Origin of the sequence: Zoogloea dura (genome assembly GCF_012927165.1) — a bacterium.
GTDB classification, from domain to species: Bacteria; Pseudomonadota; Gammaproteobacteria; order Burkholderiales; family Rhodocyclaceae; genus Zoogloea; species Zoogloea dura.
In genome coordinates, this window is the sequence record NZ_JABBGA010000020.1 from 59,117 (window position 1) to 81,983 (window position 22,867).

16 protein-coding genes are annotated in these 22,867 nt (G+C 68.2%); 10 read left to right on the forward strand and 6 right to left on the reverse strand.

Annotated features, from left to right (window positions below; all coding sequences use genetic code 11):
* Positions 1-33 precede the first annotated feature (33 nt).
* The 8 genes from HHL15_RS19595 to HHL15_RS19630 all read left to right on the forward strand — a co-directional run bounded on the left by HHL15_RS19595 (position 34) and on the right by HHL15_RS19630 (position 10,579).
* Complete coding sequence (locus tag HHL15_RS19595) at positions 34-900, forward strand: VOC family protein (protein WP_169147500.1); 867 nt, start codon at positions 34-36, stop codon at positions 898-900.
* Between the two features lie 151 nt (positions 901-1,051).
* Positions 1,052-2,119 (forward strand): WD40/YVTN/BNR-like repeat-containing protein, encoded by a 1,068-nt coding sequence (locus HHL15_RS19600; protein ID WP_169147501.1) that lies wholly within the window; start codon positions 1,052-1,054, stop codon positions 2,117-2,119.
* Positions 2,120-2,159: 40 nt separating this feature from the next.
* Positions 2,160-4,532, forward strand: a complete 2,373-nt coding sequence (locus HHL15_RS19605; protein ID WP_169147502.1) for an efflux RND transporter permease subunit — start codon at positions 2,160-2,162, stop codon at positions 4,530-4,532.
* A gap of 122 nt (positions 4,533-4,654) precedes the next feature.
* Positions 4,655-6,253, forward strand: a complete 1,599-nt coding sequence (locus tag HHL15_RS19610) for a DUF1302 family protein (protein WP_169147503.1) — start codon at positions 4,655-4,657, stop codon at positions 6,251-6,253.
* A 25-nt stretch (positions 6,254-6,278) separates the two neighbouring features.
* Positions 6,279-7,556 carry a DUF1329 domain-containing protein gene (locus HHL15_RS19615; protein WP_169147504.1) on the forward strand — a complete coding sequence of 426 codons (1,278 nt, stop codon included), beginning with the start codon at positions 6,279-6,281 and terminating at the stop codon, positions 7,554-7,556.
* Positions 7,557-7,626: 70 nt separating this feature from the next.
* Positions 7,627-8,604 (forward strand): NADP-dependent oxidoreductase, encoded by a 978-nt coding sequence (locus HHL15_RS19620; RefSeq protein WP_169147505.1) that lies wholly within the window; start codon positions 7,627-7,629, stop codon positions 8,602-8,604.
* 17 nt (positions 8,605-8,621) lie between these two features.
* Positions 8,622-10,139, forward strand: a complete 1,518-nt coding sequence (locus tag HHL15_RS19625; RefSeq protein ID WP_169147506.1) for a malonate--CoA ligase — start codon at positions 8,622-8,624, stop codon at positions 10,137-10,139.
* Positions 10,136-10,579 (forward strand): GlcG/HbpS family heme-binding protein, encoded by a 444-nt coding sequence (locus HHL15_RS19630; RefSeq protein WP_328825069.1) that lies wholly within the window; start codon positions 10,136-10,138, stop codon positions 10,577-10,579. Before HHL15_RS19625 ends, HHL15_RS19630 begins: the two co-directional genes overlap by 4 nt.
* A 12-nt stretch (positions 10,580-10,591) precedes the next feature.
* On the opposite strand, the gene HHL15_RS19635 is transcribed toward HHL15_RS19630, so the two are convergent.
* The 6 genes from HHL15_RS19635 to HHL15_RS19660 all read right to left on the reverse strand — a co-directional run bounded on the left by HHL15_RS19635 (position 10,592) and on the right by HHL15_RS19660 (position 18,312).
* Positions 10,592-11,803, reverse strand: a complete 1,212-nt coding sequence (locus HHL15_RS19635) for a hypothetical protein (RefSeq protein ID WP_169147507.1) — start codon at positions 11,801-11,803, stop codon at positions 10,592-10,594.
* Positions 11,784-12,926, reverse strand: coding sequence for a methanobactin export MATE transporter MbnM (locus HHL15_RS19640; protein ID WP_169147508.1), 1,143 nt, complete (start codon positions 12,924-12,926; stop codon positions 11,784-11,786). The genes HHL15_RS19635 and HHL15_RS19640 overlap by 20 nt, the downstream gene beginning before the upstream one ends.
* 14 nt (positions 12,927-12,940) lie before the next feature.
* Positions 12,941-14,116, reverse strand: a complete 1,176-nt coding sequence (locus HHL15_RS19645) for a methanobactin export MATE transporter MbnM (RefSeq protein ID WP_169147509.1) — start codon at positions 14,114-14,116, stop codon at positions 12,941-12,943.
* A 26-nt stretch (positions 14,117-14,142) separates the two neighbouring features.
* A complete protein-coding gene (locus HHL15_RS19650) occupies positions 14,143-15,777 on the reverse strand; it encodes an MbnP family copper-binding protein (protein ID WP_169147510.1) in 1,635 nt (544 codons plus the stop codon).
* A 191-nt stretch (positions 15,778-15,968) separates the two neighbouring features.
* Positions 15,969-17,672, reverse strand: coding sequence for a YbaL family putative K(+) efflux transporter (gene ybaL / locus HHL15_RS19655; protein WP_169147511.1), 1,704 nt, complete (start codon positions 17,670-17,672; stop codon positions 15,969-15,971).
* A 133-nt stretch (positions 17,673-17,805) separates the two neighbouring features.
* Positions 17,806-18,312 carry an NAD(P)H-dependent oxidoreductase gene (locus tag HHL15_RS19660; protein ID WP_169147512.1) on the reverse strand — a complete coding sequence of 169 codons (507 nt, stop codon included), beginning with the start codon at positions 18,310-18,312 and terminating at the stop codon, positions 17,806-17,808.
* 128 nt (positions 18,313-18,440) lie between these two features.
* Between HHL15_RS19660 and HHL15_RS19665 the strand changes: the two genes are divergently transcribed.
* Positions 18,441-19,139: a hypothetical protein gene (locus HHL15_RS19665; RefSeq protein ID WP_169147513.1), complete on the forward strand. Its 699-nt coding sequence runs from the start codon at positions 18,441-18,443 to the stop codon at positions 19,137-19,139.
* A gap of 158 nt (positions 19,140-19,297) precedes the next feature.
* Positions 19,298-22,867 (forward strand): pyruvate:ferredoxin (flavodoxin) oxidoreductase, encoded by a 3,570-nt coding sequence (gene nifJ / locus HHL15_RS19670; protein ID WP_169147514.1) that lies wholly within the window; start codon positions 19,298-19,300, stop codon positions 22,865-22,867.

A 22,867-nucleotide genomic window follows, 5' to 3' on the forward strand; every position in this document is an offset into this window, starting at 1 on the left:
TCACCCAATCCAACTTCCAGGACGGTAAAGACGATGATCAATGTGACTCAGCTGGGCTATGCGGGTGTCAATGTGGTGGAGCTGGACTCCCTGCAACACGTGCTGGACAAGGTCTGCGGCGCCGAGGTGCGGCGTGACGGCGAGCGCCTGTATGCACGGGTGGACGAGCGCCACCACCGCCTGGCCTTCTACAAGGCAGATGCCATGTCGCTGGCCTACATGGGGCTGGAGGTGGAATCCCTCGATGCCCTGCGGGCCGCCGAGAACGAGCTGCGCGGCAAGGGCCTGGAAGTGACCCGCGCCACTGCCGCCGAACGGGAGGAGCGGGCGGTGCTGGACATGATCCATCTGCGTGGCCCCGACGGGGTGCGGATCGAACTCTTCTTCGGCGCCGTGCTGGAGAAGCTGCCCCTCAAGCCGGGCCGCGCCATCTCCGGCTTCGTCACCGGCGATCTGGGCCTCGGCCACGTGGTGCTGGCCTGCGCCGACCGGGACGCGGCAACCCGCTTCTACACCGAGCACTTCAGCTTCCGCCTGACCGACTACATCTTCTGGTCCGAGGCCGAGGCGACCTTCCTGCACTGCAACCCGCGCCACCACACCCTGGCCCTGATGAACCCCTGTTTCGGCATGGTGCCCGGCCAGTTCAACCACCTGATGCTGCAGGTCAAGTCCATCGACGACGTGGGTCGCGCCTACGACATCGTGCTTGAAGAGGGCATCCCGATGGTGATGAACCTGGGCCGCCACACCAACGACCAGATGACCTCCTTCTACGTCAAGACCGAGTCCGGCTTCGCCATCGAATACGGCTACGGCGGGGTGGAAGTGGATGACCACGACTGGGATGTCAAGGTGTTCAACGCGCCGGCCCTGTGGGGCCACGCCCTGCAGGCCTGACCCCGTTTTTCGAGCTCTCCTCCGCGGCCCGGCCTCCCCGGCGGGTCGTTGGCGCAGCCGCCTGGCGGCTGCGCAATTTATTCGCGTCATCCGGGGGCCGGTCACGGCGGCCGGCCCTGCGGAATGCTGCTGCAGTCGAGATGGAGTTGTGATGGACAGGAACAATGAACTGCTGAATCTGAACACGGCCGCCGCCCGGGCCATCCCTTTGCCGGAGGCCAGGCCCGCCGGCGGACGGCTGCTCAAGGTGACGACCTCCCTGGTGCCCTGGGCCATCATCGGCGGGCTGCTGTGGGCCGGCCTCTTCATCAAGCCGGCGGCAGTCGGCAGCACCGTGCAACCGCCGGTGCTCGAGCATCGCGACCACTACTACGGCGCCGCCCTGCCCGGTGACGGCCGGGTGTGGTTTGCCGGTTCCAACGGCAAGATCGTCTCGATGGCGGCGGACGGCAGCCTGAGCCTGCTGGCCAGCGGCACCGAGCGGACCCTCCAGGACATCGCCGCCTGGGATGCGCAGCGGGGCATCGCCGTCGGCAACGACGGCGTCATCATCACCACCGCCGACGGCGGCAAAACCTGGCAGCAGGCACGCGAAGTGCCCCGCTCGGCGGTGGCCAACAAGCTCACCCGGGTGCGCGTCGCCGAGGGCGGGCGGGCCGTGGTGGTGGGCGAGATGGGCGCGCTGCTCGCCAGCGACGACTTCGGCCACAGCTGGCGCCGCCTGCGCGACGAGGAGGACGTGGCCTGGAACGACGCGGCCCTCGTCGGCAAGGACGAGATCCGGGTGGTGGGCGAGTTCGGCCGCGTGCTGCTGAGCCGTGACGCCGGCGCCACCTGGCATGAGCGCGAGGCCCCGGTCCCCACTTCCCTGATGTCCGTGGCCTTCCGCGACGCCCGCCATGGCGTGGCGGTCGGCCTCGACGGTGTGGTGCTGGTCAGCGAGGACGGCGGCGAGAACTGGCGCCAGGCCGACACCGGCATCCACGACCACCTCCTCGACATCGCCTGGGACGAGGCCGGCCAGCGCTGGCTCGGCGCCGGTGTGCTCGGGCGCTGGGTCAGCGCCCCTGCCGATGCCGCCAAGTGGAGCGTCGGCCGCGTCGATGAACGCGACCTGTCATGGCACACCCGCGTGCTGCCGGCCGGTGGCCAGGCCTGGTTCGCCGGCGCCGGCGTAGGCCGCTGGGACGGCAAGCGCTGGCAGCCCCTGGGCAGTTGAGCGCCCGGCTTCGCACCCCTTACACAGAGAGACGACAAAAATGATCGAACGCATCGCGGAGTTATGCATCCATCGCCGCAAAGCGGTGGTGGCCGTGCTGGCGGCACTGACCCTGGTGCTGAGCTGGTTTGCCCTGCGCATCGAAGTGCGCACCGTGTTCGAGGACATGCTTCCCTCGCAGCACGAGTACGTCAAAACCCACGAACGCTTCAAGGACACCTTCGGCGGCTCGAACATGGTCACCATCATGTTCGAGGTGAAGGAGGGCGACATCTTCCAGAAGGCCTTCCTCGACAAGGTGCGCACCGTCACCCTCGGCCTGCGTGAAGTGTCGGCGGTCAATCCTTACCAGATCACCTCCCTGGCTTCCAAGAAGCTCAAGGAGGTGCAGGCCTCCACCGACGGCATCGCCACCACGCCCCTGATGTGGCCCGACCTGCCGGCCAATGCCGAGCAGATGGCGGCCCTCAAGGAGGCCGTGCTGCGCAACCCGCTGGTGTATGGCCCCTACGTGTCCCGCGACCTGCAGGCCACCCTGATCACGGTGGACTTCATCGACCGGGATGTGGATTACACCAAGGTCTTTGAAGAAGTGCGGGCCCTGGTGGCCAAGGTGGACGACGACTCGGTGCGCATCCGCATCGTCGGCGATCCGATCCTGTACGGTTGGGTCAATCACTACGTGCCGGAGACCATCAACCTGGTGGCCGCCGCGCTGGCGGTGACCCTGAGCATGCTCTTCGTGCTGCTGCGCACCTGGCGCGGCGTGCTGCTGCCCCTGCTGGCCGGGGTGGTCAGCGCGATCTGGGCGCTCGGCATCTGTCACCTGCTGGGCATCCACTTCGAGCCGCTTGTGATCGTGGTGGCGATGCTCATCACCTCGCGGGCGGTGTCCCACTCGGTGCAGATCGTCAACCGCTTCGACGACGAACTGGAGAACATCGCCAAGGGCGCCGAAAGCGCCCGGCATGCGGCCAAGGTGGCCCTGGCCGACCTGTTCCGGCCGGGCATGCTCGGGGTGATCGCCGACGCGGCCTGCATGGCGGTGGTGGCCCTCAGCCCCATCCCGATGCTGCAGAAGCTCACCGTGCTGTCGGTGGTGTGGGTGTCCACCCTGACCATCAGCGCGGTGATCCTCACCCCGGTGATGCTGTCCTTCATCCGCAAGCCCCACGGCACCGTGCATGGGGTCGATCTGGCCCCGCTGCTGCGCAAGGTGCTCGACTTTGCCGTGTGGATGGCCACCTCGCGCTTCCGCTTTGCGGTGATCGGCTGCAGCGTGGTGGTGATGGCGGTGTCCGGCTGGTACGCCTTCAACCTCAAGATCGGTGATGCCAATCCGGGCTCGCCCATCCTGTGGCCCGAGGCGGCCTACAACGAGGACTCGGCCGCCATCAATGCCCGCTTCCAGGGCGCCGACCGGATGTTCGTGGTGGTGGGTGCAGACGGCCAGCAGGACTTCGTGAAGAAGAGCGAGGTGCTCACCGCCATGAACCGTTTCCAGCGCTTCCTGGAGGCCCAGCCGGAGATCGGCGGTTCCGTGTCGATCGCCGACGTGCTGCCGGTGGTCAGCCGCACCCTGCGTGAGGGCAACCCGCGCTACCAGGAGCTCGGCGACAGCCAGGCCACCAACGGCAGCCTGATGGCGGTGCTCGACTCGGTATCCGAACCCGGCGACATGGACCGCTTCGTGGACAGCACCTATGCCAACGGCGCCGTCACCCTGATGTTCCGCGACCGCAAGGGCGAGACCATCCGCACCGCGGTGGCGCGGGTCAAGGAGTTCATCGCCGCCAACCCCCTCGAGACCGGCTCCTGGCAGCTTGCCGGCGGCCTCATCGGGGTGATGGCGGCGGTCAATGAGGTGATCCTGTCCGGCCAGATCGAAGCCGTGGCCCTGGCCCTGCTGGTGCTGGTGGTGATCTGCACGGTGGTGTACCGCTCCACCGTGGCCGGCATGCTCTTCATGGTGCCGGTGATCATCTCCAACACCCTGACCTTCAGCTTCATGGCCTGGAAGGGCATCGGCATGAACATCAACACCGTGCCGGTGGCCGCCCTCGGCATCGGCCTCGGCGTGGATTACGCCTTCTACATCGCCGACCGGGTGAAGGAAGAGATCGCCGCCGGCAGCTCCCCCGAGAAGGCCATCTACATGGCCCTGCACTCCGCCGGAATGGGCGTGGTGGTGACGGCCAGCGTGCTGATCGTCAGCACCCTGCTGTGGTGGGCCTCGTCCCTCCGCTTCCAGGCCGAGATGGGCTTGTTGATGGCGATCTGGCTGGGCATCTCCGCCATGTCGGCTCTCTTCGTGATGCCCTCGGTCATCTACGTGTTCCGCCCCGAATTCATCTTCGGAAAAAAAGAGCGCCCGGTTCTGGCCGGCGCCACGCCTGGCCTTCAGGCCGACTGATCAAGCCGTGCATGCATGAGCAAACCTCCGGGCGGAGGGCCTTACAGGGAGGACTCCGCCCGCTTCCAGCACCCAATCGTCGGACCTTCGGGGACGGCACAAACCACAGAGAAGGAGTCGGTATGAACAAAGGCAAGCGGTCGAGCGTACCTTCCAGGGTACTTGCGATGGCGGCAGCACTGGCCGCCATCACCCCGGCGGTACAGGCCGAAGAAAGCAGCCTCAAGGTGGACGGCTACCTGCGCCAGGAGCTGTCGTGGAACCTCCTCAACTGGGCCGACACCCCGGGCTATGACGACCGGCGCAAGCTGTCCATGTTCCGTACCACCGTCCGGGTCAACAGCGAGTGGAAGGCCACCGACGATATCACCGTGGTGGGCAAGTTCAGGGCCACGCGGGAGACCAAGACCGACTTCCTGCGTCACCTGGAGAAGATGGGCGCCAACAACTACGGTTCTGCCAACGGCCGCGGCGACATCATGGACCTCTACAACGAGGCCGAGATCCGCGAGCTGTATGTGGATTTCCCGCTCGGTGACCGCACCAAGGTGCGCTTCGGCAAGCAGCAGGTGGCCTGGGGCGAGACCGACTTCTTCGCCGCCAACGACCTGGTGCACGGCTTCAACCTGACCTGGCGCTCCTTCCTCGAGCCGGCCAACGAAGAGCTGCGCAAGCCCAACATCATGGCCAAGATCAACGTGGACGTGCCCGAGCTGGACGGCGGTGTCGAAGTGCTGATCCGCCCGGGCTGGGACCGCACCAAGGACATCGGTACCGAGATCGACATCTACGGCGGCCGCTGGTCCAGCCAGCCCTATGCCGGCGTCGACTTCCGCAACATCGACCCCTACGACTACAAGAACAAGGAAGGCAACTACCGCAAGGTCACCGGCGGGGTGCGCTGGAGCGGCGTGGCCAAGGACATCAACTACTCCCTGTCCTACCTCAACACCTTCTACCCCAGCCCCATCCTCAACGCCTCCAGCACCCTCGGCCTGTTCGGCATGCCCACCACGCCGTCGGGCGCCACCACCGTGGGGCGCAGCAACACCAATGGCGTTGCCGGCGACATCATCTACCCGATCGTCGATGTCTTCGGCCTGACTGCCAGCGGCTATTCCAACCTGGCCGACGCGGTGTTCAGCACCGAGATCGCCGTCATCAAGGACGCGCCGTACCAGATCCTCGCCGCCACCCCCACGCCGATCTCCCAGGCCGTGGCACCGGGCTTCGACGGCATCAAGCGCAAGGACGTGCTGGCCTGGATGCTGCGGATCGACAAGAACATCGCCGCCACCCAGACCTTGCTCGGCACCGAGAAGCCGCTGTTCTTCTCGATGCAGCTCTTCGACAAATGGATCCAGGACTACAAGCGCGAGGACGGCCTGCTCAACTCGGTGGGCTGGGGCGGCCGCACCAAGGAGCACTCCTTCCTGCTGACCGGCATCTTCAGTGCGAGCTATGCCAACGGGCGGATCCGCCCCGAGTTCGTGATCGGCCGCGACATCACCTACGGCGGCGGCTTCGCCGTGCCCTCGGTGACCATGGAACTGAGCAAGAGCCTGCGCTGGAAGGTGGAGTACGACAAGTTCTGGTCCGACAAGTGGCGTGACGGCACCCAGTGCACCTATCCCAATGCCGCCAGCTGCGACAACTCCGGCCTGTTTGGCTACTTCCACAAGCGCGACCAGCTGTACACCAGCCTGACCTATCTCTTCTGACAACCCCGGCTCCGGAGAACACACAATGAAAGTCCAACGCAAGGCCCTTGCCCCATCCCTGTCCCTGTCGCTGTCCCTGGTCCTGTCCGGCATGGCGTGCCAGCTGCACGCCGCCGAACTGCCGGAAGGCACGGTGATCTCTGCCGAGAACATCAACCAGATCAAGAACGACACCTTCGAAGGCAAGACCATCGCCAGCCTCCTCACCGAGAAGATGGAATGGCGGATCAAGACCAACGGCTGGAAGATCCCCCTCTACAAGTCGAAGGAAGTGCCCCTCGATCCGAAGTGGGTCAAGGCCTCCCAGGCCAACGCCGGCAAGACCAGGATCAACGCCGAGAGCTGTCAGGTGGACGGCTGGAAGGCCGGCGAGCCCTTTCCCAACATCGACATGAAGGACAGCCAGGCCGCCGAGAAGGTGATCTGGAACTGGCACCTCGGCCAGCTCACCGGCGACGTGGCGCAAGTGCCCTTCTACACCCAGGTGCTGATCGACGGCGCCAAGGGCGTGCACGCCGAGCCGGTGGCCGAATTCACCCGCTACTCCATGAAGGGCCGCCTCAACGGCGAAGCCACCGAAGGCGACGGCAGCGAGCGCGGCCGCCAGCTGCTCTACTTCAAGTCCCCGGCCGACATGAAGGGCCTCGGCACCTACACCGTCCAGTACGACTCCACCAAGTTCAACGACGTGTGGGCCTACATCCCCGCCGTGCGCCGGGTGCGTCGCCTGTCCGGTGGTGCCTGGATGGACCCGGTGGGTTCCTCCGACCAGCTGCAGGACGACCTGGAGATCTTCAACGCCCGCCCGTGCTGGTATCCCAGCTACAAGATGGTCGGCAAGCGCTGGGTGCTGGCGGTGGCCAACGGCAAGACCCAGCTGTGGAACCGCAACGGCAGCAGCTTCGAGGAGAAGTACCCGGCCCTCGAGAACAAGCCGCCGTTCTGGAACATGAACAACGACCGCTTCGAGCCGCGCGAGGTGTACGTGATCGAGGCCATCACCCCGTCCGAGCACCCCTACAGCAAGAAGGTCCTGTACGTGGATACCAAGTACCCGCGCATCTATTACGGTGAGACCTACAACCGCAAGGGTGAATTCTGGAAGTTCATGGAATTCCACTCCTATGTCGGCAAGGCCGAGGACGGCTTCCGCGACGTGCGCACCACCGGCGGCGCGGTGATCGACTTCCAGCGTAACCACGCCACCGTGTCGCTGATCGATACGGCCACCTGGAAGACCAACGCTCCGGGCGTCAGCTCCAAGGACTTCTCGCTGCAGACCCTGCAGTCGGCTGGCCGCTGAGCCACCGCCACCCGCCACCCGGCCGGGTGGCGGGTTTCTCCATTTTCCCAATCCAAGCCTGGTGAGCCCCATGAAAGCCGTACGCATCGATGCCTTCTGCGCTGCCGACTCCGTGCGCGTGAGCGACGCCCCCAAACCCGAGCCGGCGCCCGGCGAGGTGCGCCTGCGCATCGCCTACGCCGGCGTCAATCCCGTGGACTGGAAGATCTGCCAGGGCGCGATGGCTGCGGTGTTCCCGCACCAGTTTCCCCTGACCCTCGGCTGGGACGCCGCCGGCGAGATCGACCAGGTGGGGGAGGGCGTCAGCCGCCTTGCCCCGGGCCAGCGGGTGATGGGCTACTGCCGCCAGTACGGCACCCCGGTGGAGCGCGGCACCTACGCCGAGTACATCTGCGTGCCCGAGTCCCTGCTCGTGCCGATTCCCGATTCACTGGCCCTGATGAGCGCCGCAGCGCTGCCATTGCCCTTCCTCACCGCCTGGCAGGCCCTGGTCCAGGCCGGCGGGCTGCAGGCCGGCGAGACGGTGGCCATCGTCGGTGCCGCCGGTGGCGTCGGCTCGATGGCGGTGCAGCTGGCCCGCTTGCAGGGCGCGCGGGTGATCGCCTATTCGCGGCCCGCCAACCATTCTTATGTCAAAGGCCTGGGCGCGGAGATCGCCCTCGACTACCAGGCCTTGTTCGACCCCTCGCCGGTGCTCGAGACGCGCCCCGACCTGCTCCTCGACTGCAGCGGCGGCGAGGCCCTGGCGGCCGGGCTGGAGCGGGTGCGCACCGGCGGCCGCCTGGTCAGCATCGCCGGCCAGCCCGATGCGGGGCGGGCCGAGGCCTTGGGCGTGCGGGCCCAGCGCATCGTCGCCAAGGCCGACCAGGCCCAGCTGGAGCACCTGGCCAGGCTGTGCGCCGAGGGCCGCCTGCAGCTGCCCGAGATCGACGTGATGCCGCTGGCGTCTGTCGCCGAGGCCCTGGGCAGGAGCCGCCAGGGCACGGTGCGTGGCAAGCTGGTGCTCGAAGTGGCCCGGCTGTGCTGGCAGGACCAAGTGATCGTCTGAACGAGAAGAGAACCCCCATGAACAATCAGAACCTCTACCTCATGCTCAAGGCCGGCTTTCCGGCCGCCCCCGATGCCCCGGCGCTGGAGACCGCCGAAGGTCGTCGCTACCCCTATGCCGAACTGGATGCCGCCAGCGGCCGCATCGCCAGCCTGATCGTCCGCCTCGGCCTCAAGCCCGGCGACCGGGTGGCGGTGCAGGTGGAAAAGTCGCCCGAAGCGCTGTTCCTCTACCTGGCCTGCCTGCGCGCCGGGGTGGTCTTCGTGCCCCTCAACACCGCCTACCAGCGCAGCGAGCTGGCCTACTTCCTGGGCGACGCCCAGCCCAGCCTGGTGGTGTGCCGGCCCCAGGGCGAAGCCCTGCTCAAGGAACTGGCCGCCGACGCGGGCGTGGCCCATGTGCTGACCCTCGGCGAGGCCGGCGAGGGCAGCCTGCCGGAACAGGCCGCTACCTGTGCGGCGAGCTTCGAGACGGTGGCCCGCAGCGGCGACGACCTGGCCGCCATTCTGTATACCTCGGGCACCACCGGGCGCTCCAAGGGAGCCATGCTGACCCACGCCAACCTCGCCTCCAACGCCCGCACCCTGCATTCCTACTGGGGCTTCCGGCCCGGTGACGTGCTGCTCCACACCCTGCCCATCTTCCATGCCCACGGCCTCTTCGTGGCCTGCCACTGCGCTCTGCTCAACGGCAGCCTGATGCTGTGGCTGCCGCGCTTCGACGTGGACACCGCCCTGCGCCTGCTGCCCCGCGCCACCGTTTTCATGGGGGTACCGACCTTCTACACCCGGCTGCTCGAACAGCCGGGCTTCGGCCGCGACAGCGGGCCCAACATGCGCCTCTACATCTCCGGCTCGGCGCCGCTGCTGGCCGAGACCCACAAGGAGTTCGAGGCCCGCACCGGCCAGGCCATCCTCGAGCGCTACGGCATGACCGAGACGGTGATGCTCACCTCCAACCCCCTCGAAGGGGCCCGCCGCGCCGGCACGGTGGGCTACCCGCTGCCGGGCGTCGAGGTGCGCATCGCCGGCAATGAAGGCCAGGCCCTGCCCCAGGGCGAGATCGGCCACGTGCAGGTGCGCGGCCCCAACGTCTTCCCGGGTTACTGGCGCATGCCCGAGAAGACCCGCGAGGAGTTCACCGCCGACGGCTTTTTCCGCACTGGCGACCTGGGCATGATCGACGCCCAGGGCTATGTGGTGCTGGTGGGGCGCTCCAAGGACCTGATCATCACGGGCGGCTACAACGTCTACCCGAAGGAGATCGAGTCCTACATCGACGAGATGGCCGGGGTGAAGGAGTCCGCGGTGATCGGCCTGCCCCACAAGGACTTCGGCGAAGCCGTTGCGGCCGTGGTGGTGGCCGAGGCGGGCGCGGCCCTGAGCGAGGCCGACGTGATCGGCAGCCTGAAGGGCGCGGTGGCCAACTTCAAGGTGCCCAAGCGGGTCTTCTTTGTGGATGACCTGCCTCGCAACACCATGGGCAAGGTGCAGAAGAACCTGCTGCGCGACCGCTTCGCGGCGGAGGCCCCGTGACGGTGGCGTCCGCCTCACCCGCGGCGGCCTGCCTGAGCATCACCCGGCAGGCCGCCCAGCAGGCCGTGGTGGCCGCCATGGAGGAGGCGGAACGCCTCGGTGTCGCGGTCAACGTGGCGGTGGTGGACCGCTCCGGCGTGCTGATGGCCTTCCTGCGCATGCCGGAGTCGTCCCTGCATTCCATGGACACCGCCATCGACAAGGCCTACACCGCGGCCAGCTTCCGCTTTCCCACCGCCCAGTGGAGCGAACTGCTGGCCGGCTTCTCCGAGCCGGTGCAGAAGGGCATCCTGCTGCGCCCGCGGCTGGTGGTCTTCGGCGGCGGGATTCCCATCGAATGGCAAGGGCAGGTCATCGGCGCCATCGGCGTCTCGGGGGCCAGCGAGGCCGAGGACGAGCGCTGCGCCCTTGCTGGCTGCGAGGCCGTGGGCGGCATGTAGCCCACGCCAGGGCTAGAGCAGGCCCTGGCTGAACAGGAACTGGTAGCGCAGCAGCCACACCTCGTTGCTCGTCGGGCCGGTGCGCTCCCGGTGCCATTCGGCAGCCAGGCGGTGGCCGCCCGCCGGGCGCCATTGCAGCACCGCGCCAAGGCTGCGCAGGGGCTGATGCGAGTCGGCGATGCCCGACTGGGTGGCCACCAGGGCCGCGTTGGCGCCGGCCAGGTCATGGCGGGCGACGGCCCGCTCCACCCTGCCGATGGCTTCCCAGCCCGGGGCAAAGCGCCAGCCGGCATCCAGCCACCCGCCATTCAGCTTGCCCGTGTAGTCCGGTGTGCCGTTGATGCTGTCCAGACGGCCTTCCTCGCGTTTCGCCCACCACTCCGCGCCGACCCACCAGGGGCTGTCGGGCCTCTGCCAGCGCGCGGCCAGCACGGCCATCCGGGCGGTGCCGAAGAAGCACACCCGGTCGGTGGCGATGCGGGTGCAACTGGGCACGCTGTGGGTATGCCCGGCCAGGCCGGTGGTGAGCAGGGCACGGCCGTCGGCATTGACGTTGGCATAGCCGGCTTCGATGCGGAGGCTGTCACTCTGCCAGCCGACGCGGCCGGTGATCAGCTTGAAGCCGCCCGCATCGGCGCCGGGGAAGCCCTGGTTGCGCCAGGCACCCAGGCCGGCGGACCAGCCTGCCGGGTGGGTCCAGTCGGCGCGCAGGCCGTCGGCCCGCCAGCTCTCGTTGATGATGCCGCGCAGGGCCAGCGGTGCGATGCCGAAGTCCCAGGCGTGCATGTGCACCGGGTTGAGCAGCCCCAGGGGCAGCAGCTGGCGCCCGCCCTTCACCGCCAGGCGATGGTCGTGGAGGGGTTCCGCACGGCCTTCCAGCCACGCCTCTTCGGTCTCGTTGCGGGCATCCCGGCCACCATGGTGGGCCATCTTGAACATCCCCCGCCATTGTTCGCTGAAGCGGGCCCGCAGGGCTATTTCGGCGTAATCCAGGCCATCCCGGCGCTCGTCGGCGCGGGGGCTGCCTGCCTCGAGGACGCCGGGCAGGCGGGCAATGGGGTAGGCATCATCGGCATGCAGGGACATCAGGCCGAAGCCGGCACTGATGGACAGGCGGTCCTCGATGGGCGGCTGGGGCATCTCGTGGGCGTGGGTAGCCGCCGAGGCCGCCAGGACGGTGCCGGCCAGGATGCCGAGGCGGAATCTATTTGAACGGATTGGCATAGCGGGGCGAGGTAAGCAGGGTTTCGTCGGTGAGCGTCCTGAGGAAGGCGATCAGGTCGGCCTTGTTGTCGGCGCTCAGCTGGATGCGGTCGAGGCGCGGGTCCTTGTGGGGGTTGCGGCTGCCGTCTCCGGCACGGGGGCCGTCGCGAAGCGTCCGGCCGTGGGCGGCGTAATGGTCGAGCGCGGCTTCCAGGGTGGGCACGCTGCCGTCATGCATGTATGGGGCGGTGAGCGCCACGTTGCGCAGGCTCTGGGTGCGGAAGGCTCCCATGTCGGCATCCTTGCCGGAGAGTTCGAGGATGCCCCGGTTGCCGTCCGGATAGCCGCCCTTGCCGTCCAGGTTGTAGAGGCCGGTGTTGTGATAGGGCGTGCGTACCTCGCGGCTGGAGACGTCGGCATATTGGTCGCTGAAGGTGGGGCCGCTGTGGCAGTTGCCGCACTGGGCCTGTTCCGAGAAGAACAGGCTGCGGCCCCGTTCCTCGGCTTCAGTGAGCTTTTCCTGGCCGGCCAGATAGCGGTCGTAGCGGGCGTCGGCGGACACCACGCCACGCTGGAACACCGCGATCGCCTTGATCAGGTTCGAGAAGCTGATGGCCTCCTGGCCAGGGCCGAAGGCGCGGGCAAAGCGGGCGCGGTAGTCGGGATCGTCGCGGAAGCGCTTGAGTACCGTGTTGCGGGTGCTGTCATCGATGCCCAGTTCGACGGGGTTCTCGCCGAACATGGGCACCAGCATGTGGCGCTCCAGATCGAGGATGGAGTAGTTGGCCCAGGTGAGGGTCGGATTCCAGGCGGTATTGGCGATGCTGGGGGCACTGCGGGCGGTGAGCTCCCCGGTGGAGCCGGTGGACATGGCCTTGCCGTCGGTGAAGGCGAGGTGCTGGAAATGGCAGCTGGCACAGGCCTGGGTGCCATTGCCGGACAGACGGGTGTCGTAGAAGAGGCGCCGGCCCAGCTGGAACTTCTCCTCCGTCATGGGGTTGTCCGCCGGGATGCGGGGCGGTTTGAAGGACGCTGGCAGACTCCAGGTCCATGCGGGGGCGGGCTTCAGTTGATGCACGGCGGCCAGCCCGGCCAGGGCCGAGAGGCCCAGGGCGAGGCTGGCGACGAGGCTGGCATGACGCATGGTGGCGATGACCTTTACTTGAACGGATTGGAGAAGCGGCTGCTGGTCAGCAGGGTCTCGTCTGTCAGGGTCTTGAGGAAGGCCACCAGGTCGGCTTTTTCTTGAGCGCTGAGGTCGATGCGCGAGATCAGGTCGCTCTTGTAGGGATTGGCCCTGCCGTCGCCGGCATGGGCGCCGCTGGTGATGTTGCGGCCGCCGGCTGCGTAGAAATCCAGCACCTCTTCGAGGGTGGCGATGCTGCCGTCGTGCATGTAGGGGGCGGTGACGGCGACATTGCGCAGGCTCTGGGCCCGGAAGGCACCCATGTCCCCGGCCTTGCCGTTGAGCTCGAAGATGCCCCGGTTGGGGGCAGGAAAGCCTCCCTTGCCGTCGATGTTGTAGAGGCCGGTGTTGTGGAAGGGGGTTTCCACCAGGCGCGATCCGGCATGCTTCAACTGGTCATTGAAGTTGAAGCTGCCGTGGCAGTGGAAGCACTCGGCCTTTTCGGTGAAGAAGAGGTTGCGTCCCCGCTCTTCCGTGTCGCTGAGGCTGGCCTGACCCTTCTGGTAGCGGTCGTACTTCGAGTCGCCGGAGAGCATGCCCCGCTCGAAGGTGGCGATGGCCTTGATGATGTTGGTGAAGCTGACTGGTGCGGATTCCCCGGGGAAGGCGCGGCCGAAGCGGGCCACGTAGTCGGCGTCATCCTGGAAGCGCTTGAGCACGCCGGCCTTGTTGCTCTCGTTGATACCCAGTTCTACTGGATTGGTGCCGTAGAGCGGGGTCTCCATCTGCTTCTCGAGGGAGGTCAGGGTGGAGTTCGCCCAGGTCAGGGTGGGGTGGTAAGCCGAATTGGCGATGGGCATCGCGCTGCGCGCCGTGAGCTCGCCGGTGGAGCCGGTGGACACCGCCTTGCCGTCGGTGAAGGCCAGGTTCTGGAAATGGCAGGAGGCACAGGACTGGGTGCCATTGCCGGACAGGCGGGTGTCGTGGAACAGCCGGCGGCCGAGCTGGAACTTCTCCTCGGACATCGGGTTGTCGTCAGGTATCGCCGGGGTGGCGAAGTTGACCGGCAGGTTCCAGCTCCAGGAGCTGTCGGTATTGACGGACTGGCTGGTATCGGTGGTGGACGTGCCGCCGCCGCCACAGCCGGCCAGCACCAGGCTGACCAGGGTGGCGGCGGCGAACGCCCCGGGGAAGGGGCTGCGCTTCATGGTTGTGGGGCTCTCTCCGGTCGTCCTTACTTCGCCTTCACGGCGAAGACCTTCTGTGCCGCGCCGCCGTTGATCGGCAGGCCGCTGGCCAGGTCGATCTGCAGGGCCTGGAAGATGCCCGGGCATTCCGGGTCGGTGGTGCCGGACATGCAGCCCGCTGCACCGCCGCCGTCGTAGGACAGGTCGGAGTTCTTGAAGAGCTCCGCGAGGTCGAGGACGATCTTCTGGGTGCTGGCGTTGAAGGCAGCAAAGGAGAAGTCCATCCGGTTCGGGTTGGTACACGCGGTGACTATGCCCTTGGTGGGGTCGCCCTTGCAGCCGGTGGAGCCCAGGTGCACGTTCCAGGTGGTGGTGGTCCCGGTGGGGCGGGTGATCGGGGTGTCCGGTACGAATTCGATCTTGCTGAACTTGCGGCCGGACTGCCAGGACCAGGCCATGGCGCTGCTGGTGAGCAGGGCCGGGGTGGTGGCGGCGGTGGTGTCGCTGTGGTTGAGGGAGGCCTTGTCGGCGTCGGCCGACTTGACCGGCACGCCGAGCGTCATGGCAATGCCCACGTAGTTGCCCGGCACCACCTTGCCGGTGAGGGTGGTGTAGGTGGTGGCCGTGCCGGTGCTGGTCGGGCACTTGCCGGTGGCATCCTCGAAGTCGATCAAGGCCACGTCGCGGGCCTGGTTGGCGTTGTCGTCCAGCTTCAGCGCCACCTGGTTGCCCTGGGCGTCGATCAGCAGCACGTTGGTGATGTAGAAGCGCAGATCCTTGACCTGGCCGCTGGTGGCCTTGGTGCCGAGGCCGGCGAGGGGCAGGCCGCAGCCGACGGCCTGGCCGCCTGCGACTACGCCGAAGTCGATGCTCACCGATTGGGTGGCGCTGGCCCAGCCATTCTTTTCGTAGGCCAGGATCTTCTTCAGGGTGTTCGGGCTGTCGGCGGCCACCACGCCAGTGGTGGAGAAGGTCGGGCTGGTCGTGTCGGTGGAGGTGGCCTTCTGCACCGTCAGGGCATCTTCAGCCTGGGCCAGCAGCACCTTCTGCACGGCTTTGGCGTTGCTGTCGGACTTGAGGCTGTCATAGCCGGCCTGCAGCGACGCGGCGACGACCTTGCCGGCCTCGTGGGCGCGGGCGTAACGGCCGGCCGTGGTGGCGTCGGTCTGAGTGGCGGAGCCCTGGGCGGCGATGTAGTCGGAGAACAGGCTGACCGATGTGTCGGTGATGCCAAGCAGCGCCTTGACCGCGCTCTCGGCGGCCTCCAGGCTGGCGCCGGCGGCCAGCTTCTGCTGGATGAGGGTCGTCACCGGGCTGATGAAGCCGCCCTTGCCGGCCGGGCTCGACAGGAAGTAGGCCTTGCCCACGCTGCCGGTCGGGTTGTCGCTGTCGACGGCGCCTGCCGGCACGTTGACCACCACGGCGTATTTCGTGTCGTCGCCGGCGTTGATGTCGGAGAGGGTGTACTTGCCGCCGTCGCCGGTGGTGGCGGAGGGCTCGCCGGTGTCACAGGCCGCGTTGCCGTTGATGTCCAGGCAGACCGTGGCGCCCCTCAGGTAGCCGTCGGCCACGGTGCCGGACAGGCTGGTCTTGGTGCTGCCGCCACCGCCGCTGCCTCCGCAGGCAGTCAGGATTGCCGACGCGAGCGTCGTGAGAAGGAAGAGCTGGGAGTGCTTGGGCATGAGAAATCCTCGGGCTGAAATGGTCGCCGCGGATTCTCAAGGGGCATAGGTGGTGCCCACAATGTGGCATGGTGCCGCGCTGCCGGGGAATCGGCAGGCAGCCGCACGCGCTGCGGCGTCATGCCGCAGCGAGGTGAAGGCGGGTTGAGGGGCTGGCCGGTGCCGGGAGGGCACCTCCGCAGGTGTGCCGGCTAGTGGGCGGGTACCCGCATCTGGCTTTCCACGTAGCGGGCCATGCTGAAGGCGAGCTCCTGCTCGGCCACGAAGACCTCGCCGAGTTTGTCCTTGCGCAGCAGCACCGCACCTTCTTCGGATTCGGCGCGCAGCACGGTGGCGATGTCGGGGTTGAGCTTGCGCGCGATATCCACCATCTTGCGGCAGGCCACTGGATCGGGAATCGTCACCACCAGCATGGCCGCCTTGGTGATGTGGGCCTGGACCAGCACGATCGGATCGGAGGCGTCGCCGGTCACCGCGGCCTTGCCGCGTTTGCGCAGGGCTTCCACCACTTCCCGGTTGCTGTCCGCCACCACGTAGTGGATGCGCTCCCGGTCGAGGGTCGCTGCCACATGCCGGCCCACCCGGCCATAGCCCACCAGCACGACCTGGTTGGAGAGGATCTTGCGGTCGGTGGTCATCGGCAGGGCGGCCAGCGGGTCGTCCCGCAGGTCCAGCTTGCGCGCCCACGCGGAGCGGGCCCGGGCCCAGGCCTGGGCCGGGCCGATGGTGGCGAAGAGGGCGGAATTGAGGGCGATGGAGATCAGCGCACCGGCGAGGATCAGGTTCTGCCCCTCCATGCTCATCAGGCCGAGCCCCATCCCCAGGCTGGCCAGGATGAAGGAGAACTCGCCGATCTGGGCCAGGCTGGCGCCCACCGTCAGGGCGGTGTTGAGGGGGTAGCGGAAGGCCAGCACCAGGGCGATCGCCGCCACCGTCTTGCCGACCAGGATGATGCCCACCACGGCCACCACCTTGAAGGGCTCCTCCATCAGCACACGGGGGTCGAAGAGCATGCCCACCGAGACGAAGAACAGCACCGAAAAGGCGTCACGCAGGGGCAGGGAGTCTTCCGCCGCGCGGTGGCTGAACTCCGACTCGCGCATCATCATGCCGGCGAAGAAGGCCCCCAGCGCGAAGGACACGTCGAACAGCACCGCCGAGGCATAGGCCACGCCGACCGCGGCGGAGATCACGCACAGGGTGAACAGCTCCCGCGAGCCGGTGCGGGCCACCAGCCACAGGATGCGCGGAAAGGCCCGGCGCCCGACCACCAGCATCAGGGCGATGAAGGCCGAGACCTTGGCCAGGGTCAGGCCGATGGTGAGGGCCAGCGCCTGGAAGTCCGCCGCCGGCTGCGCATCGCCACCGCCCATCAGGGGGGCAAGGGCGGGCAGCAGGACCAGCACGAGGACCATGGCGAGGTCTTCCACCACCAGCCACCCCACCGCGATGCGGCCGTTGGTGGAGTCGAGCAGGCCCTTGGCCTCGAGGGCGCGCAGCAGCACCACCGTGCTGGCCACCGACAGGGCCAGGCCGAACACCACCGCCTCACCCAGCGGCCAGCCCCACCACACGGCGGTGCCGGCACCCAGCAGGGTGGCCACGGTAATCTGCACCACGGCGCCGGGCACCGCGATCTTGCGCACGGCCAGCAGGTCGCCCAGAGAGAAATGCAGCCCCACCCCGAACATCAGCAGCATGACGCCTATCTCGGCCAGCTGGCCCGCCAGGGCCACGTCAGCGACAAAGCCGGGAGTGCCGGGGCCGATGGCCACGCCGGCCAGCAGGTAACCCACCAGCGGGGGCATGCGCAGGCGCGAGGCGATCACGCCGAGGACCATGGCAAGGCCGAAGCCGGCGGCGATGAGGGCGATCAGGGAAACGTTGTGATGCATGAGGGAGGCATTCGGTCAGGTTTATTCAGCAGGTTCGACGCGGCTGGCCGGGGTGGGTTCGGCCGAGTATGAAATTTTATGGGTTCTAGCAGCCCAGGAGCGCTGAAAAGGCCTCAAAAGGCTGGGGCGGAGCTCAAAAAGCCCCCATCGCCAGCCCTGCGGCGAAGGCTGCGCCGAGTTCCGTGCCCCGGGCGAGTTCATCCGGCGTCACCACCTTGGGCGCCAGGATGGCTTCGGGGGTCTGGGCGTGGGTACAGACAATGAGCGGCGGTGCGATCTCGCGCAGGCGCCAGCCGGTGGCGATGCGGGCGATCTGGCGGGCGGCGTTGCTGCCGTCGCTGCCGGCGCAGACCAGCGCGGCATAGGGGCGGCCGTTGATCTGGTCGAGGGCGCCGTAATAACTGCGGTCGAAGAAATCCTTCATCAGGCCGGCGATGGCGGCCAGGTTTTCCGGGGTGGCGAACACATAGCCGTCGGCCGCCAGCAGGTCTGCCGCGCTGGCTTCGGTGGCGCGCAACAGGCGCACGTCGACCTCATCCCCGGCGCGGGCCGCCGCGGCCACGGCGCTGGCCATCTGCTCGGTGGCGCCGGTGGTGGATTGGTGGACGATCAGCAGGGTCTTGCGGCTGGGGGCGGGCATGGCGGGGCCTGCTTTTTGCGGGAACGGGCTTCGAGCCTAGGGGCCTGTCGGCGGCGGGTCAATCAGGGCATACCGAAATCCACGGCAGGCCTTGCTAAGATGCCGCCGTAATGTACCGGAGAGCGAGCGTGCGCAAGACCTTCCCATTCTTCCTGTTTCCCGGCTGCGGCCCCCTTTGCCTGCCCCCTTTTTGCCTGGCCCTGTGCAGCGTGATGCCCCTGTCCGCCGGCGCGGCCAGCCCGTCGCAAGTCGACGAGGGCGAGGCGGCATTGCGCGCCTGGGTGCAGCAGCAGGGCCGCCAGGTGCTGAGCTTTGTCGGCTATTCGGGGGCCGGCTATGAGGATCCCGAAGCCATGCTGGCGATCGCCGGGCGGGTGCTGGACGGCGTGGACCCGGCCCGCACGGTGGTCGCTGCCGGCGCCACCGCCGAGGGGATCGGCGCGGTCTATGCGCTGGCCCGCCGGCGCGGTTTTGTCACCCTTGGCGTTGTCTCGTCGCTGGCGCGGGACGAAGCCGTGCCCCTGTCGCCCTGCGTGGACCGGGTGTTTTACATTCCCGACACCACCTGGGGTGGGCGCCTCCCGGAGGGGGGGCTGGCGCCCACTTCGGCGGCCCTGGTGGGGGTGAGCGACAGCCTGGTCGGCATCGGCGGTGGAGAGATTGCCCGCGATGAACTGCTGGCGGCCCGTGCGGCCGGCAAGGCGGTGAGCTTCTTTCAGGCCGACATGCAGCACCAGGCCGCCCGCGACAAGGCCGCCGCCCGCGGGCAGCCGGCGCCACAGGATTTCCGCGGCGCCGCCCACCCGGCCCTGCTGCCCGGGCGCTGACCGGCCCGGGAGGCCCATGGCGCGTGGGTTTGCGCCAGATCAACGGAGGAATGTGCAGGGCGGACTTACCATGCAGCCTGATGCTGCGCCGCAGCGACCCGTGTCAACAAGCGGGACTGGCGGGCCACGCAGACAGAATCTTCCTGCAGGGAGTCGCGATGCCTCGCTACCTCAACCTCGACGGCAACGAAGCCGCCGCCCGCATGGCCTACCTCGGTGCCGAGGTGATCGCCATCTACCCCATCACCCCCTCGTCCAGCATGGGCGAGTGGGCTGACGAATGGGCTGCCCAGGGCAAGCCCAACCTGTGGGGTGCGGTACCGCACATCATCGAGATGCAGTCCGAGGCCGGCGCGGCCGGGGCCCTGCACGGCGCCCTCACCGCCGGCGCCCTGGGCACCAGCTTCACCGCCAGCCAGGGCCTGCTGCTGTTCATCCCCAACCTCTACAAGATGGCCGGCGAGCTGACGCCCTTCGTGCTGCACGTGGCGGCGCGGGCGGTGGCCACCCACGCCCTGTCCATCTTCGGCGACCATTCCGACGTGATGGCCTGCCGGGCCACCGGCTGCGCGCTGCTGGCCAGCAATTCGGTGCAGGAGAGCCAGGACATGGCCCTGGTCGCCCAGGCCGCGACCCTGGCCGGACGCATCCCGGTGATCCATTTCTTCGACGGTTTCCGCACTTCCCACGAGGTCGCCAAGATCGAGGCGGTGGAGACCGACACCGTGCGGGCCATGATCGACGACCGCCTGGTGGATGCCCACCGCCGCCGCGCCCTGTCGCCCGAGCACCCGGTGCTGCGCGGTACTGCCCAGAACCCCGACGTGTTCTTCCAGGGCCGCGAGCGGGCCAATCCCTTCCACGATGCTTTTGCCGGCCATGTGCAGGCGGCCATGGACCGCTTCGGCGAGCTCACCGGCCGCCATTACCGGCTGGCCGACTACGTGGGGGCGCCGGACGCGGAGCGGGTCATCGTGGTGATGGGCTCGGCCGCCGGCACGGTGGAGGAGACCGTCGAGCACCTGCTGGGCCGCGGCGAGAAGGTCGGTCTGCTCAAGCTGCGCCTGTTCCGCCCATGGCCGCGGGAGGCCCTGCTGCAGGCCCTGCCGGCCAGCGTCCGCGGCGTGGCGGTGCTCGACCGCTGCAAGGAGCCCGGCGCCGACGGCGAGCCGCTCTACAAGGACGTGCTGGCGACCCTGGCCGAGGCCGCCGCCGATGGCCTGCGCCCGCTGCCGCGGGTGATCGGCGGCCGCTTCGGCCTGGCCAGCAAGGAGTTCACCCCGGGCATGGTCAAGGCGGTGTTCGACGAGCTGGCCGCCGCTGCTCCGCGGCGCCGCTTCACGGTGGGCATCCACGACGACGTGACCCACCTGTCGCTGGAATGGGACAGCCATTTCCGCACCGATGCCTCGCGCCGCCTGCAGCATGCGGTGTTCTGGGGGCTGGGGGCGGATGGCACGGTGTCGGCGAACAAGAACTCGATCAAGATCGTCGGCGAATCCACCGCCCTGCAGGCCCAGGGCTATTTCGTCTACGACTCGAAGAAGTCTGGTGCGGTGACGGTCTCCCACCTGCGTTTCGGGCCGGACAGCATCCGCTCCGCCTACCTGGTGGAGGAGGGGATGGCCGGCTTCGTGGCCTGCCACCAGACGGTGTTCACCGAGCGCTACGACCTGCTGGCCCATGCCGCGCCGGGCGGCGTCTTCCTGCTCAACACGCCGCAGCCGGCCGGGGAGGTGTGGGCCAGCCTGCCCTTCGGGATGCGTGCCGGCATCCTGTCGCGGGGGCTGCGCCTGTGGGTCATCGATGCCTACGCGGTGGCGGCCAGCGCCGGCATGGGGCGGCGCATCAACACCATCATGCAGACCTGCTTCTTCGCCATCTCCGGCATCCTGCCGCGGGACGAGGCCCTGGCCGCGATCAAGCAGGCGGTGGACAAGACCTACGGCAAGAAGAGCAAGCGCCTCGCGGACCTGAACCACAAGGCCATCGACCTGACCCTGGCCAGCCTGCAGGAGCTGGAAATCCCCGGTCTCTTCGATGATGCCGGCCCGGCTGCGGCCGCTGCCGTGGAGGCCGCCGTGCCGGACTTCGTGCGCGACTTCACCCTGCCGGTGTTCCGTGGCGAAGGCGACCGCCTGCCGGTGTCGGCGATGCCGCCGGACGGTAGTTTTGTCACCGGCACCGCCCGCTTCGAGAAACGCAACATCGCCCTGGAGATCCCGGTGTGGGAGGCCGACCTGTGCACCCAGTGCGGCAAGTGCGTGTTCGTCTGCCCCCATGCGGCGATCCGCGCGCGGGCCTTCGACGCCGCAGTGGCCGGGGCTGCGCCGCCGACCTTCAAGCACGTGGCGGCGAAGAGCAAGGACTATCCGGCCGGCACCCGCATCAGCTACCAGGTGGCGCCCGAGGACTGCACCGGCTGCGGCGACTGCGTCGAAGCCTGCCCGATCCACGACAAGTCCAACCTGTCGCGGCGGGCGGTGAACATGGCGCCGGTGGGCCCGCTGCGCGACGCCGAGCGGGACAACTTCGCCTTCTTCCTGCAACTGCCTGAGTTCGACCGCAGCCTGCTCAAGCAGGGCACCCTGCCCGGCGCGATGCTGCTCGACCCGCTCTTCGAGTTCTCCGGCGCCTGTGCCGGCTGCGGCGAAACGCCCTACATCCGCCTCGCCACTCAGCTCTTCGGCGATCGCATGCTGGTGGCCAATGCCACCGGCTGCTCGTCGATCTACGGCGCCAACCTGCCGAGCACGCCTTACACCGTGAATGGGGCAGGGCGCGGGCCGGCCTGGTCGAATTCCCTGTTCGAGGACAACGCCGAGTTCGGCCTGGGCATGCGCCTGGCGTCGGACCAGCTGATGAGCCAGGCCCAAGGCTTGGTGCGCGAGCTGGCCGGCGAGGTCGGTAGCGACCTGGCCCAGGCCCTGGTGGAGGCCGACCAGCGTCAGGAGACGGGGATTCGTGCCCAGCGCGAACGGGTGGCCCTGCTGCGCGACATGCTGGCGATCAGCGAGCACCCCCGCGCCGCCGAGCTGGAGGCCCTCGCCGAATGGCTGATCCGCCGCTCGGTGTGGATCATCGGCGGTGACGGCTGGGCCTACGACATCGGCTACGGCGGCCTCGACCACGTGCTGGCCCTGGACCACGACGTGAATATCCTGGTGCTGGACACCGAGGTGTATTCCAACACGGGCGGCCAGACTTCCAAGGCCACGCCGCTGGGCGCGGTGGCCAAGTTCTCGGCCGGCGGCAAGGCCACCGCCAAGAAGGACCTGGCCCGCCTGGCGGCCGACTACGGCCACGTGTATGTGGCCACCGTGGCCTACGGTGCCAAGGACGTGCATACCCTCAAGGTCTTCCACGAAGCCGAGGCGCATCCGGGCCCGTCGCTGATCATCGCCTACAGCCCGTGCATCGCCCACGGCGTGGACATGCTCTACAACCAGCGCCAGCAGGAGCTGGCGGTGAAGACCGGGCACTGGCCGCTGCTGCGCCACGACCCGCGCCAGGCCGCGGGGGGGGCCAACCCCTTCCGCCTGGATTCGGCTCCGCCGAGCCTGCCGATCCGCCAGTTCATGGACAGCGAGACGCGCTTCGCCATGCTGGCCCGCAGTCATCCGGAAGCCGCCGCCCGCCTTGCCACCGCCGCCCAGGAAGGGGCCGACCGGCGCTTCCGCGACTACCAGGCCCGCGCCGCGGTGCCCGCCAGCCCGAAACAGGAGTAG

Bases quoted from the DNA above. Each gene is read 5' to 3' on its own strand.
- HHL15_RS19595 (WP_169147500.1), top strand. From the start codon at position 34: ATGATCAATGTGACTCAGCTGGGCTATGCGGGTGTCAATGTGGTGGAG.
- HHL15_RS19600 (WP_169147501.1), top strand. From the start codon at position 1,052: ATGGACAGGAACAATGAACTGCTGAATCTGAACACGGCCGCCGCCCGG.
- HHL15_RS19605 (WP_169147502.1), top strand. From the start codon at position 2,160: ATGATCGAACGCATCGCGGAGTTATGCATCCATCGCCGCAAAGCGGTG.
- HHL15_RS19610 (WP_169147503.1), top strand. From the start codon at position 4,655: ATGAACAAAGGCAAGCGGTCGAGCGTACCTTCCAGGGTACTTGCGATG.
- HHL15_RS19615 (WP_169147504.1), top strand. From the start codon at position 6,279: ATGAAAGTCCAACGCAAGGCCCTTGCCCCATCCCTGTCCCTGTCGCTG.
- HHL15_RS19620 (WP_169147505.1), top strand. From the start codon at position 7,627: ATGAAAGCCGTACGCATCGATGCCTTCTGCGCTGCCGACTCCGTGCGC.
- HHL15_RS19625 (WP_169147506.1), top strand. From the start codon at position 8,622: ATGAACAATCAGAACCTCTACCTCATGCTCAAGGCCGGCTTTCCGGCC.
- HHL15_RS19635 (WP_169147507.1), bottom strand. From the start codon at position 11,803: ATGCCAATCCGTTCAAATAGATTCCGCCTCGGCATCCTGGCCGGCACC.
- HHL15_RS19640 (WP_169147508.1), bottom strand. From the start codon at position 12,926: ATGCGTCATGCCAGCCTCGTCGCCAGCCTCGCCCTGGGCCTCTCGGCC.
- HHL15_RS19645 (WP_169147509.1), bottom strand. From the start codon at position 14,116: ATGAAGCGCAGCCCCTTCCCCGGGGCGTTCGCCGCCGCCACCCTGGTC.
- HHL15_RS19650 (WP_169147510.1), bottom strand. From the start codon at position 15,777: ATGCCCAAGCACTCCCAGCTCTTCCTTCTCACGACGCTCGCGTCGGCA.
- ybaL (WP_169147511.1), bottom strand. From the start codon at position 17,672: ATGCATCACAACGTTTCCCTGATCGCCCTCATCGCCGCCGGCTTCGGC.
- HHL15_RS19660 (WP_169147512.1), bottom strand. From the start codon at position 18,312: ATGCCCGCCCCCAGCCGCAAGACCCTGCTGATCGTCCACCAATCCACC.
- nifJ (WP_169147514.1), top strand. From the start codon at position 19,298: ATGCCTCGCTACCTCAACCTCGACGGCAACGAAGCCGCCGCCCGCATG.